The organism is Mesobacillus subterraneus (genome assembly GCF_000934845.1).
In the GTDB taxonomy this organism is placed as follows: Bacteria; Bacillota; Bacilli; order Bacillales; family Cytobacillaceae; genus Mesobacillus; species Mesobacillus stamsii.
Genome location: NZ_JXIQ01000068.1, coordinates 17,317 through 34,987, shown reverse-complemented (window position 1 = coordinate 34,987; position 17,671 = coordinate 17,317). Strand labels below are relative to the sequence as shown.

Annotated in this window: 16 protein-coding genes and 1 pseudogene; 14 read left to right on the top strand and 3 right to left on the bottom strand. The window is 44.6% G+C overall.

Translation table 11 applies throughout. From position 1 onward, the window contains the following. Window positions 1-206: 206 nt before the first annotated feature. Window positions 207-578: a YobA family protein gene (locus tag UB32_RS08260; RefSeq protein ID WP_044392789.1), complete on the top strand. Its 372-nt coding sequence runs from the start codon at window positions 207-209 to the stop codon at window positions 576-578. A gap of 32 nt (window positions 579-610) precedes the next feature. Then, window positions 611-922, top strand: coding sequence for a hypothetical protein (locus UB32_RS08255; RefSeq protein ID WP_044392787.1), 312 nt, complete (start codon window positions 611-613; stop codon window positions 920-922). A 58-nt stretch (window positions 923-980) separates the two neighbouring features. Here UB32_RS08255 and UB32_RS08250 read toward each other — a convergent pair whose 3' ends face one another. Next, window positions 981-1,166: a 2-hydroxymuconate tautomerase gene (locus tag UB32_RS08250; protein ID WP_044392785.1), complete on the bottom strand. Its 186-nt coding sequence runs from the start codon at window positions 1,164-1,166 to the stop codon at window positions 981-983. A gap of 123 nt (window positions 1,167-1,289) precedes the next feature. On the opposite strand from UB32_RS08250, the gene UB32_RS08245 reads away from it, so the two are divergent. Beyond that, complete coding sequence (locus tag UB32_RS08245; RefSeq protein WP_044392784.1) at window positions 1,290-1,958, top strand: site-2 protease family protein; 669 nt, start codon at window positions 1,290-1,292, stop codon at window positions 1,956-1,958. A 12-nt stretch (window positions 1,959-1,970) separates the two neighbouring features. Next, window positions 1,971-2,483 carry a YwhD family protein gene (locus tag UB32_RS08240; RefSeq protein ID WP_044392783.1) on the top strand — a complete coding sequence of 171 codons (513 nt, stop codon included), beginning with the start codon at window positions 1,971-1,973 and terminating at the stop codon, window positions 2,481-2,483. A 223-nt stretch (window positions 2,484-2,706) separates the two neighbouring features. Here the strand turns inward: UB32_RS08240 and UB32_RS08235 are convergent, their stop codons facing one another. Next, the gene (locus tag UB32_RS08235; protein ID WP_044392781.1) at window positions 2,707-4,767 is read right to left on the bottom strand and encodes a transglycosylase domain-containing protein; all 2,061 of its coding nucleotides are present in this window, start codon (window positions 4,765-4,767) and stop codon (window positions 2,707-2,709) included. Between the two features lie 200 nt (window positions 4,768-4,967). On the opposite strand from UB32_RS08235, the gene speE reads away from it, so the two are divergent. From speE to argS, 7 genes and pseudogenes are all read left to right on the top strand, one after another. Then, complete coding sequence (gene speE / locus UB32_RS08230) at window positions 4,968-5,795, top strand: spermidine synthase (protein ID WP_044392780.1); 828 nt, start codon at window positions 4,968-4,970, stop codon at window positions 5,793-5,795. Between the two features lie 79 nt (window positions 5,796-5,874). Beyond that, window positions 5,875-6,756: an agmatinase gene (speB, locus tag UB32_RS08225; protein WP_044392778.1), complete on the top strand. Its 882-nt coding sequence runs from the start codon at window positions 5,875-5,877 to the stop codon at window positions 6,754-6,756. Window positions 6,757-6,936: 180 nt separating this feature from the next. Then, complete coding sequence (locus tag UB32_RS08220) at window positions 6,937-7,176, top strand: hypothetical protein (protein WP_044392776.1); 240 nt, start codon at window positions 6,937-6,939, stop codon at window positions 7,174-7,176. A gap of 349 nt (window positions 7,177-7,525) precedes the next feature. Next, complete coding sequence (locus UB32_RS08215) at window positions 7,526-7,804, top strand: hypothetical protein (RefSeq protein WP_044392774.1); 279 nt, start codon at window positions 7,526-7,528, stop codon at window positions 7,802-7,804. Window positions 7,805-8,522: 718 nt separating this feature from the next. Continuing rightward, window positions 8,523-9,365, top strand: a pseudogene (locus UB32_RS08210) (TIGR00366 family protein); the annotation flags it as partial. 339 nt (window positions 9,366-9,704) lie between these two features. Further along, window positions 9,705-10,142: a DUF1934 domain-containing protein gene (locus UB32_RS08205; RefSeq protein WP_241768454.1), complete on the top strand. Its 438-nt coding sequence runs from the start codon at window positions 9,705-9,707 to the stop codon at window positions 10,140-10,142. Then, window positions 10,139-11,809, top strand: a complete 1,671-nt coding sequence (gene argS, locus UB32_RS08200) for an arginine--tRNA ligase (RefSeq protein WP_044392770.1) — start codon at window positions 10,139-10,141, stop codon at window positions 11,807-11,809. Before UB32_RS08205 ends, argS begins: the two co-directional genes overlap by 4 nt. Before the next feature lie 56 nt (window positions 11,810-11,865). On the opposite strand, the gene cls is transcribed toward argS, so the two are convergent. Continuing rightward, the gene (gene cls / locus UB32_RS08195; RefSeq protein ID WP_044392768.1) at window positions 11,866-13,053 is read right to left on the bottom strand and encodes a cardiolipin synthase; all 1,188 of its coding nucleotides are present in this window, start codon (window positions 13,051-13,053) and stop codon (window positions 11,866-11,868) included. 169 nt (window positions 13,054-13,222) lie between these two features. Between cls and UB32_RS08190 the strand changes: the two genes are divergently transcribed. The 3 genes from UB32_RS08190 to UB32_RS08180 all read left to right on the top strand — a co-directional run bounded on the left by UB32_RS08190 (window position 13,223) and on the right by UB32_RS08180 (window position 17,651). Beyond that, window positions 13,223-15,334 (top strand): heterodisulfide reductase-related iron-sulfur binding cluster, encoded by a 2,112-nt coding sequence (locus UB32_RS08190; protein ID WP_044392766.1) that lies wholly within the window; start codon window positions 13,223-13,225, stop codon window positions 15,332-15,334. A 256-nt stretch (window positions 15,335-15,590) separates the two neighbouring features. Next, window positions 15,591-16,787 carry an acetyl-CoA C-acetyltransferase gene (locus UB32_RS08185; protein WP_044392793.1) on the top strand — a complete coding sequence of 399 codons (1,197 nt, stop codon included), beginning with the start codon at window positions 15,591-15,593 and terminating at the stop codon, window positions 16,785-16,787. Window positions 16,788-16,799: 12 nt separating this feature from the next. Further along, window positions 16,800-17,651: a 3-hydroxybutyryl-CoA dehydrogenase gene (locus UB32_RS08180; protein WP_044392765.1), complete on the top strand. Its 852-nt coding sequence runs from the start codon at window positions 16,800-16,802 to the stop codon at window positions 17,649-17,651. Window positions 17,652-17,671 lie beyond the last annotated feature (20 nt).

Here is a 17,671-nt window from a genome sequence, read left to right as displayed (position 1 = left end):
AGGGGAAACAGCGGATGACGGTCACATAAAAGGGAAACATGTGCCCGTGAAAAGGGGAAACAGCGGTTCACGGTCATAAGAAAACATTTTTTCCTATATACTAAAATTTAGACAAGAAGGGAGGATAAATAGATTGTTAAATAGAATTTTTTAGTATAAAAATATTAAATATTATTTTTATATTTCAAAGACGAGGAGGAAAAGATATGGAAAGAAAATTAGTAGCTGCTTTAACTATCATTGTTTTAATAGTTTTAAGTCTGCTTGCTTTCATGTTTTCCAATTCGTCTGGAGACACAGTTAGCAATGAGAGTGAGAATAGCATGGAAGGTATCATAGCACAAATAAAAGACGGGCAAATATTGCTCGTGCGTGGACTAACAAGTGAGGAAATTAATGAATTATTGTCTGAACAAGAAATAATAACAAGAGCTGAAAGTGCAACTTACTTCGAGTTAACACAAGATCAGCAAGTTGATAATTTAAAGATTGGAATGGCAGTAAGGGTTTGGTATGAAAATTTAGATACTTCAAATCCAGCTTACGGAGTTAGCAAGAAAGTAGAGATTTTAGATTAATTATTACTTAATTATCTTGAGGAGGAGACAAGTTGATAAATAATAGTCTTATAAAATTTTTATTTATATTAACAATAATAGTTTCTGTTTTTTTAATTGGAAACTCAACGTTAGCTTCGACAGAAAAAGTGCCGAATTTTTCGGAACAAATAGAATTTAGAAAAGAGTTTGGCTTAGAAGCTAATCATACAAAAGTGGAATTATTGAACCTAGAAGGAAAACTCCTTCAGAATAGTAAGTTTCAAGTCCCTTTAACAATTGAAGAAGAAGAAGAACTAGAAAAAAGATTTGCATTACAAAATGAAGAAGTCCCTAAAGTAAAAAAGTTCCTTGATGATAAATAAGGAACCGGAAGTCATAAGAAAACAAAAAGCCCAGATTTCTCTGAGCTTTTAGTCGATTCTATTCGTCACTCAATCGCTTGCCTGCGACGGCGTAGTGGTTTTTTGACATTTCCTCGATGAACACAACGACTTTCTCTTTAGGAGCGCCTGTTGTTTCGCTGACTGCATCCGTTACTTTTTCAACTAACGCTTTCTTTTGGTCCTCTGTGCGGCCTTCGATCATTTTTACTGTTACGTATGGCATTTGGTTGCCTCCTTAAAATTGAAAATTGGTGAAGCTAATCTGAGTTTTTCATAATTCGCTAAAATTAGCAAGTCAGAAGCAAGTTAGTCTTTTTCCCTTTCATGCGAGAATCGGTTATACTTTATGAAAAAGACAATAAAAGGGGATTGGGTTGTGTTTTTTTATTATTCATTGGCAGAAATTCCGTATGTGGCTGTGGCATTGGTGGTGGCGTTTGCGGTCCATGAATTTTCGCATGCGTGGGTCGCTTATAAGTTCGGAGATCCGACTGCACAGCGACAGGGACGGTTGACGCTGAATCCGATCAACCATCTCGATCCGTTGGGGACCATCTTGATTTTTATCGCTGGTTTCGGCTGGGCAAGGCCGGTTCCGGTCAATCGCTTCATGTTTAAGAATCCAAGGCTTGCCGGTGTGCTTGTATCAGTTGCTGGGCCAGTCAGTAATTTGATCCTCGTGTTCCTCGCAGTTGCGATCTGGTATATATTTGTCACACTTGGCTTGGCACAGGGGGTACCATCGTTTTTTCTCGATTTCCTCAATATTTTTATCGGGCTGAATGCGATGCTGTTCGTTTTTAATCTGCTGCCGTTCCCGCCGCTTGACGGTTATCGGATCATTGAGGATTTGGCACCTCCCAATATCCGGGCAAAAATGACCCAATATGAAGCATATGGTTCAATTATTTTCTTGATCCTTGTGATCACGCCCCTTGACCGATATACAATTCAGCCGGTTTTTCAATACTTGATTCCGGCAGTGACCAATGGAATATCCAATCTGTTTTTCTAGGAGGTTTTTTTCATGGAAGAAAAAAAGGGAAAGAATATTGGTTTTCATATCATTAAAAATGACCCGATGGATGACCATAAGGGTTTTGGCAAAGGCGTCCTGACGCTTGATAATGTATCACCGGTACTCGTTGATGTGGAGGCGGGCGAGGCAGCTGTGGAGGTTGGTGCGATGCATGCTCGCAGTGCTGTCGAAAAAGGCATCAAATTTCTGCCTGACCGCAGTGAAGTGCCTGACGGCAAGCTGTACTGGGTTGTCTGGGTGACGATTGACAGGAAGGAAGAGGGTCCATATTATGCGGGCGTTACTGCCTGTGACATGACTGTTAACCGCGAGATCCGCCGCGGCTATAAGTCACTTCCGGAGCATGTGAACCGGCTCGATAAGTCGATCAAGCGCCATATCATCGTCGACCAGATGGATGAGAAGTCAAAAAAAATTCTCGCCGATTTTCTCAAGCAGCACGACCCTGGCATGTGGGAGCGTTCAGAAGACAAATTGAAAATCGATTTATCCGCGCAATAACTGGATAAAAATAGGGAAATTCACTTGCTCAATAGAAGGAAAAAAAGTAAAATGTTAAACACATTATGCTAGGACATAGAAAAACCCCGGAGCGAAAAAGTTCCGGGGTTTTTCTTTAGCTTTAGTTCGGACAGGTTTCCGCCTTTTTCCGCAAAATCGGTAGGAAGTTGGCTCCAGTTCAGCTAGTTTTCAACAATAGTCGGGGCTGACCAAGTCGCTTTTCCTACAATCCGAACCAGCGCTTGTACCATGGTTTCTTTTCCTTCTTGAGCTCGGGCTTTTTCTCTTTTTGGTCTACGTGTTCCAGGTGGTCTGTGCAATATTCAGTTGGTTCTGATCCTGCGGCGAACCATGTTAGCCTTTTCACGGGGCAGTTGTCGGCGGCCAGCTTTCCGTTTGTGGGGTCGACATAGACGGCGACCGTACCTTTAGCAGGTTTGAATTTGGTCGCTGGTTCATGGTCGAGAGCTTTTTCCATAAAGTCTATCCAAATATTTTTGGCGTATGATTTTTCCGCAGTCAGCTCGATCGGCTTCGCTTTGTCATATCCTGTCCAAACGGCCGACACGAGCTGGGGGGTATAGCCGACCATCCAGCTGTCTGTTTCCGTCGTTCCGGACTTTCCTGCATAGGGCCGCGTCATTTTTTTGACCAATGTGCTCCCTGTCACGGAAGAGTAGCCATTCAATTTTTTATCAAAGATGCCTGTCAGCATATGCGTCATCACAGATGCAAGTTCCGGTTTCAATACCTCTTTCTTTTCCTCCTCGTATTCATAGATGACCTCGCCTTTATGGTTTTCGACCTTCGTGATCAGGACTGGTTCTATTTTCTTTCCGCCATTGGCCAGCATGCTGTAGGCGTTGGCGATCTCGATGACACGCACTCCTGAGGTGCCCAGTGCGAGTGAAGGAACTTTCTCCAGATCTGTCTTGATTCCAAATCGCTTTGCCGTCTCGATCAGTGTATCTTCGCCGAGGAACAGATGCGTTTTCACAGCATAGACGTTATCCGACAACGCTAACGCCTGCGCGAGCGTAATATCCTCTTCCGCGTATTTATTGTTAAAATTATGTGGCGTATACTCGGCACGACCGTCGTCGAACAAGAAAGTCGTAAGCTGGCTTTTCATTGTTGTCGAGGGTGTAAAGCCGTTTTCGAGAGCAGCATAATACAGAATTGGCTTCATTGTCGAACCTGGTTGCCTGACAGCCTGAATGGCTCGGTTAAACGGGCTTTCCTCATAATTTCTGCCGCCGACAAGCGCACGCACATAACCGTTTTTCGGATTCATCGCAATCAGGCTGGCCTGAATTTCCGAATCGGCGGCAATCATTGTCTCGATCGATTTTTCGGCCACCTGTTGATCTTCAAGATCCAGTGTTGTATACACCCTCAAGCCACCAAGAGAAATCGTCCTATCATCAAAATTTAACGTAGTTTTGAGTGCATTTTTAACAGCGTCCTGGAAATAAGGCGCGATGCCGATCTGATTCTGGTGCTCACCAACAAGTTTCAACTTCTCGATGCCGGCTTTTTGTGCAGCAAGCTCGGTAATATAGCCATTCGATTTCATCGTCTGTAAAATCGTTTGCTGGCGCTGCTTTGCTTTTTCAATCGACGAAAAAGGGGAGTAGATGCTCGGGCCTTTCGGAATTCCTGCAAGCATGGAAGCTTCCGCCAGGGATAGATCCTTTGCATCCTTGCCAAAATAGTAAATGCTTGCTGCCTGGATCCCGTAAGCTCCGTGGCCATAATAAATTGTATTCAGGTAGCCCTCAAGGATCTCATCCTTAGAGTAATTCATTTCAAGACGCAAGGTGTAGAGCGCCTCGGTCGCTTTCCGGGACCAAGTCTTATCGTGCTCAAGGAACAGGTTCCGGGCATATTGCTGGGTGATCGTGCTCGCCCCCTGCACTTTTGCCATTGCTTTCATATCCGCAAGCGCGGCACCGGCGATTCGTTTATAATCAAACCCGTTATGCTGAAAAAAAGTCTTATCCTCAATGGAAACGGTCGCATTGATCAAATGGGGCGAAATATCCTTGAGCGCCACCCAATAGCGTTTCTGACCCGAATGACTTTCCCCGATTATCGTTCCATCATTTGAAAATAACAAGGTCGATTGCGGCACGGCAAGCGGAGGCGGTCCCTGGATTTTCGCATAGGCAATCAGCGAGAAATAGACGATTGTTGCCAAAGCTAGGCCAAAAAGTCCGAAAAAGATCATAGCGCGCATATATTTGATTGTTTTGCGAACCCGCTCGTCTAACTTCAGCTCCATACTGCTTCCCCCTAAAAAAGATCGTTACAACCAGTATGAAAAAAAACGGTTGATTTTAAACATAGAATCAAATTTTACTTGCAATTTTGCTAGATTCAACTATACTTTTTCTGATGTTTGTATTCGTGATGTTGGGGAAGTATAAAAAAGAAATGGAAGTCACATGACGGGAAATTTTTTTGCCGAAAGGAAGGATAAGAATGAGTCTTTGGTTTACAGAAAAGCAGACAAAAAACTTTGGAATCACGATGAAAGTGAACAAGACGTTACATACAGAACAGACAGAATTCCAAAAGCTTGATATGGTGGAGACAGAAGAGTGGGGCAATATGCTGTTGCTTGACGATATGGTCATGACCTCGGTAAGAGATGAATTTGTATACCATGAAATGGTTGCTCATATTCCGCTGTTCACTCACCCGAATCCGGAACAGGTGCTCGTGGTAGGCGGCGGTGACGGCGGCGTCATCCGCGAAGTGCTAAAGCACCCAAGCGTGAAAAAAGCGACCCTGGTTGATATCGATGGAAAAGTGATCGAGTATTCCAAGAAATACCTGCCTGAAATCGCTGGCAAACTCGACGATCCGCGTGTCGATGTTCAGGTTGGCGACGGCTTCATGCACATCGCGGAAAGTGAAAACCAGTATGATGTCATCATGGTGGACTCGACGGAACCGGTTGGCCCTGCGGTGAATCTGTTTACGAAGGGCTTTTACGCGGGAATTTCCAAAGCATTGAAAGAAGACGGTATCTTTGTTGCTCAATCTGACAATCCATGGTTCAAAGCGGACCTAATCCGCAATGTCCAAAGGGATGTTAAGGAAATTTTCCCGATCACCCGCCTTTATGTAGCCAACATCCCGACGTACCCAAGCGGATTGTGGGCGTTTACTCTTGGATCGAAGAAATATGATCCACTTGAAGTCAGCGAGGATCGTTTCCATGACATCGAAACGAAGTACTACACGAAAGAGCTACACAAAGCCGCTTTCGTGCTGCCGAAGTTCGTTAGCGATCTAGTAAAATAATTGGTATAACCATTCGGTTTCCCGGTCTCTCCGGGAGCCGTTTTCCTGTCCATACACTTTTAAAAAAGAGGGGTAAAACATGCGTTTTGATGAAGCCTATTCAGGCAATGTGTTTATCGGCAGCCAGCCCAACTATCAGGAAAGCAAGGCGGTCCTTTACGGGATGCCAATGGACTGGACTGTCAGCTACCGTCCCGGTTCACGTTTCGGTCCGACCCGCATCCGCGAGGTTTCGATCGGCCTAGAAGAATATAGTCCATATCTTGACCGTGAAATGGCGGATCTTACCTATTTCGATGCTGGTGACATCCCGCTTCCGTTTGGCAATGCGCAGAAGAGTCTTGATTTGATTGAGGAATTCGTTGACAAACTTTTAGCGGAAGAAAAATTCCCGCTTGGAATGGGCGGCGAGCATCTTGTGTCGTGGCCGGTCATGAAGGCGTTCGCGAAAAAGTATGAAAACCTTGCGATCATTCATTTTGATGCGCATACGGACTTGCGCGAACACTATGAGGGAGAGCCACTGTCCCATTCTACACCCATTCGCAAAATTGCCGAGCATATTGGTCCGAAAAATGTTTTCTCCTTCGGCATCCGTTCCGGCATGAAGGAAGAATTCGAGTGGGCAAAAAACGCGGGCATGCATATTTCCAAATTTGAAGTGCTCGAACCTTTGAAGGAAGTATTGCCTAAGCTTGCCGGCCGTCCGGTGTATGTGACAATCGATATTGATGTTCTTGACCCGGCGCACGCACCAGGAACAGGAACAGTCGATGCTGGCGGAATCACCTCTAAGGAACTGCTGGCATCCATCCATGCAATCGCGAACGCAGATGTCGATGTCGTAGGGGCCGATCTGGTAGAAGTAGCACCAATCTACGATACATCTGAAATGACCGCAAACACAGCAAGCAAAATCATCCGGGAAATGCTGCTTGGGTTTGTGAAGGAACCAAAATAAAAAATGCTCCCTTCCTTGAGGGAGCATTTTTTTATGATATCTAATAATAAGAAGGAATATTCTGAAACATATGGAAAGTATATTAGTTAGGAGAGAAATGTTAAACACTATTGAAAGAAAAGAAAAAATAGGAAAAGCCGAAAGGCAGTTACAAGGGTATGAAAAGCAATTCTCCAAGTAATGTTAACGAAAAGGTTCATGTTTACAGATTATCAAGTGAATTGCATTGAAGAAGAGACAGACGAGGACAACAAAAACATTATCATTATGTACATTGATTGCAAGTTCCAGAATGAAGAATACGAACTAAAGGTTTCAGAGGTTGAAAGGGGATATTGGTCCACGTTCACAGTCGAAAAGAAAAACCCAGGCACTTCAGATTTTTATTATCTGTCTGAATGGGAGCATTGCTTCAGGTAAGCCGGGCCATCGGTTCCAGGACAACCCCCTGGAACCGATGGCAACAGGATTAATCCCGACCGTGGCCAGTCGGAATTATATGATCAAGAATCATAAAACCCATAAAAGAAGGAGCGAACTTAAATGATTCAAATAATAAATGCCGAAAAGGTCCATTTTTGGTGCGATTAAAATTATGTTGGTACAGTAATATTCTAGAAGCGGGTAATTAGTAAAGTAAATTGACAGTATAGAATGATTAACCCTATTCTTACAAGTTGGGAACAACTTGGAATAAATAGGAAAGGGAGTTTTTGTATATTTCATGCTAAGATATCTAAGTGGAAATTAATAACCATGGAGGTATATTATGAAGAAATATTTAATATTTTTTGTATTAATCTTTACTGTGATTTTGATTGGATTCAATATTAGTAACTACACCGAGGCCGATTCATTAACTTTCCACTTCAATGGAAAAGTTAATGAATTCGCAATGGAAAAATTACCTGAAGTGATAAAGGATTCAACAAAAGAAAAATTTAATAATAATTATGATGTAATAAAAGATGGTTCAAAATCACAAGTTCAAATGAGATCAAAAAAAACTATAATTTACAAATTTATGCAAAAGCAGCGTATACTCTAACAGATGGTTACTATTTTACATTTCCTGTTCAATCAAATACTGCTGTTGTAAACCATGTGGTAAATACACAATAAGAGGTAATTAAATGAAAAAACTGACTTATATAATTATATTTACATTTTTGATTCCAGTAATCTCTTATTTTTTTGTAGCAAAAGAATATTTAATGTATTTACTTGTAATGGTTGGAATAATCGTTGCATTAATTTATTCAATTAGTAGAATTAAGAAGAATTAGTCCATCTACTAATATTTTAATTTTGTTTCCATTTAAACCATGATTTTCTCTATAAATTCAGAGGATTCATGTTTTTTTTACCTTAGCCAATAATCGCTGAGTTTTGTTGGGTGGTCCCTTTCATTATTATGAAATTTACTTAACTTATTTTTGCGTTTTGTTGAAGGTAACCCAAAAGGAAGAAAATAAATTTGTTCAATAAGTACCAGTTAGTTTACAGAAATAGATATGATAAGCCAAATTCCTTAAAGTAAAAGTATTTGGCTCTATTTATATCGAAAATTGCTTAGCGTACAAGGAGGCCATCGAAGCCCTGGATCGAGGAGAAAAAGTAAATGGGCTTGAATATGCAAGAGAGCTGATTGAACAAGTAATGGAGCCTGAAGTCTTATGCAAAGTAGAACATGTTACGATTTATTTCACCTACGAGGCTGGTAACTATAACGATAGGTTGGCGTTTTGGTATACGGCAGTGAAGGTACCATCGCCACAGAAGGCCATTTTACTGAAAAGATGATCGGGGTCATCCCGACTGACCAGACTATTTTCTCCAGCTTTAACTTATTTATCGTAATTGCGATGCTGGTCATTTTGCCAATCGTCACGAGAATGATGATGCCCTCCAAGGAAGAAACGGTCGTAGTCGACCCATTCATTTTAGAAAATGATATACAGGCAGCGGCGGTTGAGCAGGGAGCAATGACTCCGGCAGAAAAGCTTGAAAACAGCAAGATTGCTTCATTATTGATTGGGCTATTTGGGCTTGTATTCTTATTTTCTTATTTTGCGAATAATGGATTCAAACTGAATCTCGATATTGTTAATTTCCTGTTTTTATTCCTAGGTATCCTCTTCCATCGTACTCCTAAACAATTTCTAGATGCTGTGATGAATGCGGTAAAAGGTGCAAGCGGGATTATTATCCAATTTCCGTTTTACGCAGGAATCATGGGAATGATGACAGCCTCGGGACTTGCAGCGGTTATTTCCGAAGGTTTCGTTTCCATATCGAATGAATTTACATTTCCGTTATTCACTTTTTGGAGTGCTGGATTAATTAACATTTTTGTCCCTTCTGGCGGGGGACAGTGGGCCGTACAAGCGCCGATCATGCTTGAGGCAGCTCAAACGATGGGTGTCTCGATTCCGAAAACAGCAATGGCCGTTGCGTGGGGTGATGCATGGACGAACATGATTCAGCCATTTTGGGCTTTGCCTGCTCTGGCAATTGCCGGGTTGAAGGCGAAAGATATCATGGGTTATTGCGTAATCACGCTTATTGTCAGTGGAGTCATTATTTCAACAGGAATGCTATTTTTTTAATTACTGGATAAAATCTTCTGTTTTTTCCAGTTCGCGGAATTATGTTAGAAATTCGCGGAATTAATATGGTTTTTCGCGGAATCCTATTCTGTTTTCGCGGAATAGACTGGAAGTTTCGCGGAATTCCCTGTCCATGAAAAATCGGCTGGCATATTACCAGCCGGTTTTTCGCGTTTCTATCACAAATTATAGGACAATGATCCGCTTCTTGCGAACCTTGCACTTTTACAGGAGAATATTTATACTTATAAAGTTATAATAGAGGAAAAATAGCAAAGTTCAGCCTTTGCAGTCCCATTTTAAGCGCTAGTGAAGATAAAGGATGTGTTATCGGTGTCAATGAGACCCGCTGAACAAACTCCTGTAAGGGTGACAGTGAAAACGGCAATCTACAGTGGCAGTGATCGGAATACTTTTGAATGGACCACTTTTGGCCGATATTATAAAAAGGCGAACAGTTCGTACCTCCAGTATGATGAAGTGACGGAGGAAGGGGACGTTCATACGACGGTGAAAATGACAGGGAATGAAGTGCTGATCCTGCGCAGCGGTGCGATTAAGATGAGGCTTCCTTTTCTGCTGAATAAAAAAACCCCGGGCAATTACAAGACGGCATACGGGCTGATCGAGACATCTGCGCTAACGAAGCGTCTTTCGCTTGATTTTAGCGAGGACAAGCAGGAAGGCCAAGTGGATTTGCTGTATGAAATGTCGATCCAGGGCGCGAGTGCAGGTACCTATCATCTGACAATCAATTATAGGGAGGAAAGCAAATGAATAAAGTGGAGCAGGTTCAATCGAAGCTGAAGGAAGAAATCAAGCAGGCGATCATCAAGGCAAATCTGGCAGAAGAAGCGCAAATTCCGGCTGTCATTCTTGAAACGCCGAAGGAAAAAGCACATGGGGATTACTCTACTAATATGGCGATGCAACTAACTCGCATAGCGAAAAAGGCTCCGCGCCAAATTGCGGAACAGCTGATCGAAAACATGGATAAAAGCAAGGCATCCATCGAGAAAATTGAAATTGCCGGACCGGGCTTCATCAATTTTTACATGGACAATAGCTATTTAATCGATTTAATTCCGGAAATTCTCGAAGCAGGCGACCATTATGGGGAATCAAAGGTTGGCAATGGTCAGAAGGTTCAAGTGGAGTTCGTATCGGCAAACCCAACTGGCGACCTGCACCTTGGACATGCCCGCGGCGCGGCTGTCGGCGATTCTTTAAGCAATGTGCTGGCAAAAGCAGGCTACGATGTTTCCCGTGAGTACTATATCAATGATGCCGGAAACCAGATCAATAACCTGGCGCTTTCGGTCGAGGCCCGCTATTTCCAGGCGCTGGGCATTGATAAGCCGATGCCCGAAGATGGCTACCAAGGCGCTGATATCATCGGCATTGGACAGACATTGGCGGAAGAATTCGGTGATAAATATGTAAATAGTTCTGACCAGGAGCGTTTTCAAGCTTTCCGTGAATATGGCCTGAAATACGAAATGGGAAAACTAAAGCAGGACCTGGAGAATTTCCGTGTTCGATTCGATGTTTGGTACTCTGAAACATCTTTGTATCAAAACGGCAAAATTGAAGCCGCACTTGAGACATTGCGCGATAATGGCCATGTTTATGAGGAGGAAGGGGCAACCTGGTTCCGTTCATCGGAGCTTGGCGACGATAAGGACCGTGTGCTGATCAAGCAGGATGGCTCCTTCACGTACTTGCTGCCGGATATTGCCTACCATAAAGACAAGCTGGAGCGGGGCTTTGAAAAGCTGATCAACATCTGGGGCGCAGACCATCACGGTTACATCCCGCGCATGAAGGCGGCAATTGAGGCACTCGGCTATGATCGCGAGGCACTTGAAGTCGAAATTATTCAGCTCGTCCATTTGTATAAAAACGGCGAAAAGATGAAGATGAGCAAGCGGACTGGAAAAGCAGTGACGATGCGTGACTTGATTGATGAAGTGGGCCTGGATGCAGTCCGTTATTTCTTCGCGATGAGAAGTGCAGATACGCACATGGACTTCGACCTTGATCTGGCGGTATCTCAGTCCAATGAAAACCCGGTCTTCTACGCACAATATGCCCACGCTCGGATTAATAGCATCCTCCGTTCAGCTGCAGAGCAAGGGTTGATTTTTGACAGGGAGGCAGATTTCAAGCTAATTCAGTCCGAGAAGGAAATCGAGCTGCTGAAAAAGCTGGGCGAATTTCCGCTTGTCGTCGCCGAAGCAGCCCAAAAGCGGATGCCGCATCGAATTTCTAATTACATTTTCGAATTGGCTTCCGTATTCCACAGCTTCTACAATGCTGAAAAAGTACTGGATCTGGCAAATAAAGAAAAAACAGTGGCGCGTCTGTCCCTGATTAAAACAGCGCAAATTACCTTGAAAAATGCACTTGAGCTGATTGGAGTATCTGCACCGGAAAAAATGTAAACTGCTTTACGAAGAGACCCGCGAAAGGGGGTCTCTTCTGTAATGATAATATTGTATTATAAAAAGTATGATATCATGCTTGCAACTTTTTCCTTAAGCGCCCCCCCGCTAAAGTCATAGAGCGTTGCCTTCCTTGAGTTCATGAGGTCTTCTGCCAGGATGTTTTTAACTTTTTTTATAAATGCATCATCATAAATCAGGCAGTTCAATTCATAATTCAAGAACATGCTTCTTTTATCAAAATTGGCAGTGCCCATATCACAAACCTCCTCATCTACAAGCAAAACTTTCGCATGGTAAAAGCCTTTTACATATTGGTATACGTCGGCGCCGTCGCGGATAAGCGTTCGTAAATAAGGATAGGACGCTTCTTTCACAAGCATATGGTCGGGCACAAATGGGACGAGAACTGTGACGGAAACCCCTCTGTTGATCGCTTCACGCACTAGCTGGAACACCTTTTTGCTTGGAATGAAGTATGGGGTTCCGATAAAAATGGACGTTTTTGCTTGGCTGATTAGTTTTGCCATCATTTCCTCTAGTAAGATTCCCTCGGTTGGAACAAATCGCTGCTGGATCTCTCCCTTTGGAAGCGAGGGAAAATACGCTTTATTTTGCAATAGATGAACCTTCGCTGCTGCTCGCCAATCCTCAAGAAATTCCGTTTGCAGATCAAAGACGCCCTCCCCGGTGACTTTCAAGTGGTAATCGCGCCATGGCGACAGCTTTGGATCCTGATTGATGTATTCCTTGCCGATATTAAAGCCGCCGAGATAGGCAGTTTTTCCATCAATAACGGTAATCTTTCTGTGGTTCCGCACCTGTGAAGAATAAAACAGGAAAGGAAGCTTAGGCATTTGGGAATAGGCAAATTCAACTCCGACATCCTTCAGAGATTGAATGGTCTTGCGCTTCAAACCGTTGCCGACCCAGTCGACCATAAGCCGCACCTCGACCCCGGCCTTCCTCCTTTCTGTTAAAATCGCGAGAAATTCCTGGCTGATTTTATCATCCCTTACGATGTAAAACAAAATATGAATGTGCTGTTTCGCATTTTTTAATTCATAAAAAAGGTCATCAAATAATTTAGGACCTTCTGCAAAAATGGTGAGACGGCTTTCCCGTACTGGCAACTGATTCGTTTGGGCGGTTTTCAGATGCTTTTTTCTGCCAAGCTGGAAATCTGCGTAGAGCCACAGGGCTAGACCTGCTAGTATTGCAATCAAAACCCATCCAAAATCCATCGCCATCTGCCCCCTAAAAGTATTTCCTATATTTTTGCCGAAAAGGCTTTACTATATGTTCCCTTCCTGTGGAAACAATTTTCTGAAATAAATGAAAATAAGTTGACTGAATGCTCATTCATTATATAATAGAGTAAAAGAGGATTTCAGTGAAAGGGGTAAATTTTTTATGAACGGTTTGCTGTGGATTAATTTCATTGCGTTCTTGATTGTAACCGCTTACGCGATCAGTTTGTTCGTATATGTGGTAAAGACGAGAATCGAATACATCAAACTCGGCAAAAAAGCAGAGTTCGATGGTCAGATCAAAGACCGCTGGAAAAGGATCCTTATTCATGTATTCGGTCAGAAAAGGCTGCTGAAGGACAAGAAGAGCGGGGCTATCCACGTGATGTTTTTCTATGGTTTCCTCCTTGTTCAGTTTGGGGCAATCGATTTTATTTGGAAGGGCATCAAACCTGGTTCGCATTTGCCGTTAGGACCGCTATATCCTGGGTTTACCTTCTTTCAGGAGCTCGTTACCCTAACCATTCTTGTAGCGGTTGTCTGGGCTTTTTACCGCCGTTATATTGAAAAGCTAGTTCGGCTGAAGCGCGGCTTCAAGAATGGGCTTGTCTTGCTGTTTATCGGCGGATTGATGCTGTCTGTTTTGCTCGGCAACGGGATGAGCATGATTTGGCATAGCGAGGGAGGAACATGGACAGAGCCGGTTGCATCCCTTGTTGCGGCAGCGTTCAGCGGCATTCCGCAGACAGCTGCGATTGCGGTTTTCTACCTCGCCTGGTGGATCCATTTGCTATTCCTGCTTGCTTTCCTAGTGTATGTGCCGCAATCAAAGCATGCCCACTTGATCGCTGGTCCGGCCAATGTATATTTATCAAAGGTTGATTCTCCTGGAAAAATCACGAAGATCGATTTTGAAGATGAAACACAGGAAACATTTGGAGCAGGTAAAATTACCGACTTTAATTATGAGCAGATGATCGATTTTTATGCCTGCGTGGAATGCGGACGCTGTACGAATATGTGCCCGGCAACAGGCACTGGAAAAATGCTGTCGCCGATGGACCTGATCGTGAAGCTTCGGGATCATTTGACACTTACTGGGGCCGCTGTCACTTCCAAACAGCCTTGGGTGCCAACTTTCGCTTTTTCCCATACGAAGGGCAATCAGATCGCATTGGCTGCTGCCGGCCATGCTGCGAATGAAGCAGCCGCCGGGCTTGCTTACAGTCCGAGCTTGATCGGCGATGTCATCACGGAAGAGGAAATCTGGGCATGCACAACTTGCCGTAACTGCGAGGACCAATGTCCGGTCATGAACGAACATGTGGATAAAATCATTGATCTGCGCCGCTATCTCGTGTTAACAGAAGGAAAAATGGACGCGGATGCACAGCGGGCAATGACGAATATTGAGCGCCAGGGCAATCCTTGGGGCTTGAACCGGAAGGAAAAAGAAAACTGGCGCGAGCTGCGCAGCGATGTGATCGTGCCTACCGTGAAAGAGCTTAACAAAGCAGAGGAAGAATTCGAGTATTTATTCTGGGTCGGCTCAATGGGTGCATTTGACAACCGCAGCCAAAAGATCGCGCTCTCCTTTGCCAAGCTGATGAATGAAGCAGGTGTCAAGTTCGCCATTCTTGGCAACAAGGAAAAAAACTCTGGGGATACCCCGCGCCGGCTTGGAAATGAGTTCCTGTTCCAGGAGCTGGCAACAAAGAATATCGAAGAATTTGAGAAAAATGACGTGAAGAAGATCGTGACAATCGATCCTCATGCATACAATATTTTTAAGAATGAATATCCAGACTTCGGCCTAAAAGCAGAGGTATACCATCATACGGAGCTTCTTGCTGAATTGGTCAAGGAAGGTAGGCTTACTCCCAAGCATGCTGTAAATGAAACGATTACCTTCCACGATTCCTGCTACCTCGGACGCTATAATGAGGTGTATGACGCGCCACGTGATATTCTCAAAGCAATTCCCGGTGTGGAGCTTAAGGAAATGGAACGAAACCGCGATACGGCAATGTGCTGTGGAGCTGGCGGCGGCTTGATGTGGATGGAGGAAGAAACAGGGCATCGAATCAATGTTTCCCGTACGGAACAGGCACTTGCGGTAAAACCATCTGTGATCAGTTCCGGATGCCCATACTGCCTGACCATGCTTTCTGATGGCACGAAGGCGAAGGAAGTGGAAGACAAGGTGGAAACGCTTGACGTTGCAGAATTGCTGGAAAAATCCGTGTTTGGCGACAGCAAGGCGTTGGTTTCGTAAGCAATTGGGAAAACCAGAATAGTAGAAATTGGCACCGAGTAAAAATTCATGTAAATGCCAGAATTTTTAGCAAAGTGTTTCAATTTCTGCTATTTTTGCAGTAAAATAAAAGAGATAATAAAGCGCTTACACGATACAGCAAGAAGTCGCTTTTTACTTGCTTCATGAATTGGCAATTTGGACCGAGCGAGCGTTCAGTCACTCACTGCAGCTGGAGGTTTTCAGTAATAACAATGATGAAAAGGGAGAGATGGAGATGGGAAGAACAGTTATTTTGGCCGGGGCAAGAACACCGTTTGGCAAGCTTGGCGGGGCTTTAAGCAGTTTTACAGCCAGTCAGTTAGGGGGAATTGTTGTTAAGGAGGCGTTGGCACGTGCTGAGGTGAAACCAGAGGAAGTCGGGGAAGTCATTCTAGGGACTGTGCTGCAAGGAGGCCAGGGGCAGCTTCCGTCCCGTCAGGCAGCAAGAGAAGCAGGCATTCCATGGGAAGTGAAGACGGAAACCGTTAATAAAGTATGTGCATCTGGAATGCGAAGCCTGACACTTGGCGATCAGATCATCCGCGCCGGAGACGAGGAAGTGATCGTGGCCGGAGGGATGGAGTCAATGAGCAACGCACCGTATATCTTGCCGAAAGCTCGGTGGGGTTTGCGGATGGGAGACGGCCAAGTGAAAGACTTGATGATCCATGATGGCCTAACATGCAGCTTCCAAGGAGTCCATATGGGGACATATGGAAATGAGGTCGCGAAGGAATACGAAATCAGCCGCGAAGAGCAGGATCATTGGTCTTACCGCAGCCATCAAAGGGCAATTGCAGCAATAGAATCAGGCAAGCTTGCCGCGGAAATTGTCCCGGTTCAGGTACCCCAGCGGAAGGGGGACCCGATTGTTTTGGAGCATGATGAAGCACCGCGAAAGGACACTTCAGTTGAAAAGCTGGCAAAATTGGCGCCGGTATTCAATTCGGACGGCACGATAACCGCTGGAAACGCCCCAGGTGTCAATGACGGTGCGGCGGCCCTCGTGCTGATGAGTGAAGAACGCGCGCAGCGGGAAGGCAGGACTCCTCAGGCAGTGGTTTTGGCTCATGCTGCCGTTGCGATGGAAGCAAAGGATTTTCCGAAAACGCCAGGATTTGTCATTAACGATTTATTGAAAAAGACCGGAAAATCCCTTGAAGAGATTGATCTTTTTGAAATCAACGAAGCCTTTGCAGCGGTTGCATTAACAAGCAGCCGAATTGCGAACCTCGATCCGGAAAAAGTCAATGTCAACGGCGGTGCGGTTGCTTTTGGACATCCGATCGGAGCAAGCGGGGCGCGCATCATCCTAACCTTGATGCACGAACTGATGCGCCGCGGCGGCGGGGTCGGCATTGCGGCGATCTGTTCAGGCGGCGGCCAGGGGGATGCCGTAATGATCGAGGTTCCTAAACAATCAGCCAAGTAGGAGGAGAAAATGATGGGAGTTAAAACAATTATGGTCATCGGGGCAGGCCAAATGGGCGCAGGGATTGCCCAGGTGTGCGCGCAGGCCGGATATGAAGTGTTTTTAAATGACCTGAAGCCGGAGTTTGTGGAACGCGGACTTTCCGGCATCAAGAAGAACTTAAACCGCAACGTTGACAAAGGCAGGATGACAGCTGCGCAGATGGAGGCAGCTGTTAGCAGGATTGCAGCCTCAACCGATCTTCAAGATGCCGGTAAGGCGGATCTGGTCATCGAAGCTGCTGTCGAAAACATCGACATCAAGGCGAAGATTTTTGCTCAACTTGATGAAATTGCACCGGAACATGCCATCCTTGCTTCCAATACATCTTCCCTGCCGATTACGGAGATTGCCGCAGCAACAAAGCGTCCGGAAAAAGTGATCGGGATGCACTTCATGAACCCGGTGCCTGTTATGAAGCTAGTCGAAATTATTCGCGGCCTGGCGACAGCAGAGGAAGTGTATCAGACAATCGAGGAAATCACGAAAACATTGGATAAGGTTCCGGTGGAAGTGAACGATTTCCCTGGATTTGTTTCCAACCGCATCCTGATGCCGATGATCAACGAAGCTATTTACACTTTATATGAAGGCGTTGCAGAAAAGGAAGCGATCGACGAGGTTATGAAGCTCGGCATGAACCATCCAATGGGGCCGCTAACGCTTGCAGACTTCATCGGCCTTGACACCTGTCTCTACATCATGGAAACACTGCATGAAGGCTTTGGGGATGACAAATACCGTCCATGCCCATTGTTAAGGAAATATGTAAAGGCTGGATGGCTCGGCAAAAAATCTGGCCGCGGGTTCTACACATACGAGTAACGAATTCAGCGACATATGCG

Bases quoted from the DNA above. Each gene is read 5' to 3' on its own strand.
- cls (WP_044392768.1), bottom strand. From the start codon at position 13,053: ATGGATTTTGGATGGGTTTTGATTGCAATACTAGCAGGTCTAGCCCTG.
- argS (WP_044392770.1), top strand. From the start codon at position 10,139: ATGAATAAAGTGGAGCAGGTTCAATCGAAGCTGAAGGAAGAAATCAAG.
- speB (WP_044392778.1), top strand. From the start codon at position 5,875: ATGCGTTTTGATGAAGCCTATTCAGGCAATGTGTTTATCGGCAGCCAG.
- UB32_RS08235 (WP_044392781.1), bottom strand. From the start codon at position 4,767: ATGGAGCTGAAGTTAGACGAGCGGGTTCGCAAAACAATCAAATATATG.
- UB32_RS08245 (WP_044392784.1), top strand. From the start codon at position 1,290: ATGAAAAAGACAATAAAAGGGGATTGGGTTGTGTTTTTTTATTATTCA.
- UB32_RS08240 (WP_044392783.1), top strand. From the start codon at position 1,971: ATGGAAGAAAAAAAGGGAAAGAATATTGGTTTTCATATCATTAAAAAT.
- UB32_RS08180 (WP_044392765.1), top strand. From the start codon at position 16,800: ATGGGAGTTAAAACAATTATGGTCATCGGGGCAGGCCAAATGGGCGCA.
- UB32_RS08190 (WP_044392766.1), top strand. From the start codon at position 13,223: ATGAACGGTTTGCTGTGGATTAATTTCATTGCGTTCTTGATTGTAACC.
- speE (WP_044392780.1), top strand. From the start codon at position 4,968: ATGAGTCTTTGGTTTACAGAAAAGCAGACAAAAAACTTTGGAATCACG.
- UB32_RS08260 (WP_044392789.1), top strand. From the start codon at position 207: ATGGAAAGAAAATTAGTAGCTGCTTTAACTATCATTGTTTTAATAGTT.
- UB32_RS08215 (WP_044392774.1), top strand. From the start codon at position 7,526: ATGAAGAAATATTTAATATTTTTTGTATTAATCTTTACTGTGATTTTG.
- UB32_RS08205 (WP_241768454.1), top strand. From the start codon at position 9,705: ATGAGACCCGCTGAACAAACTCCTGTAAGGGTGACAGTGAAAACGGCA.
- UB32_RS08185 (WP_044392793.1), top strand. From the start codon at position 15,591: ATGGGAAGAACAGTTATTTTGGCCGGGGCAAGAACACCGTTTGGCAAG.
- UB32_RS08250 (WP_044392785.1), bottom strand. From the start codon at position 1,166: ATGCCATACGTAACAGTAAAAATGATCGAAGGCCGCACAGAGGACCAA.
- UB32_RS08220 (WP_044392776.1), top strand. From the start codon at position 6,937: ATGTTAACGAAAAGGTTCATGTTTACAGATTATCAAGTGAATTGCATT.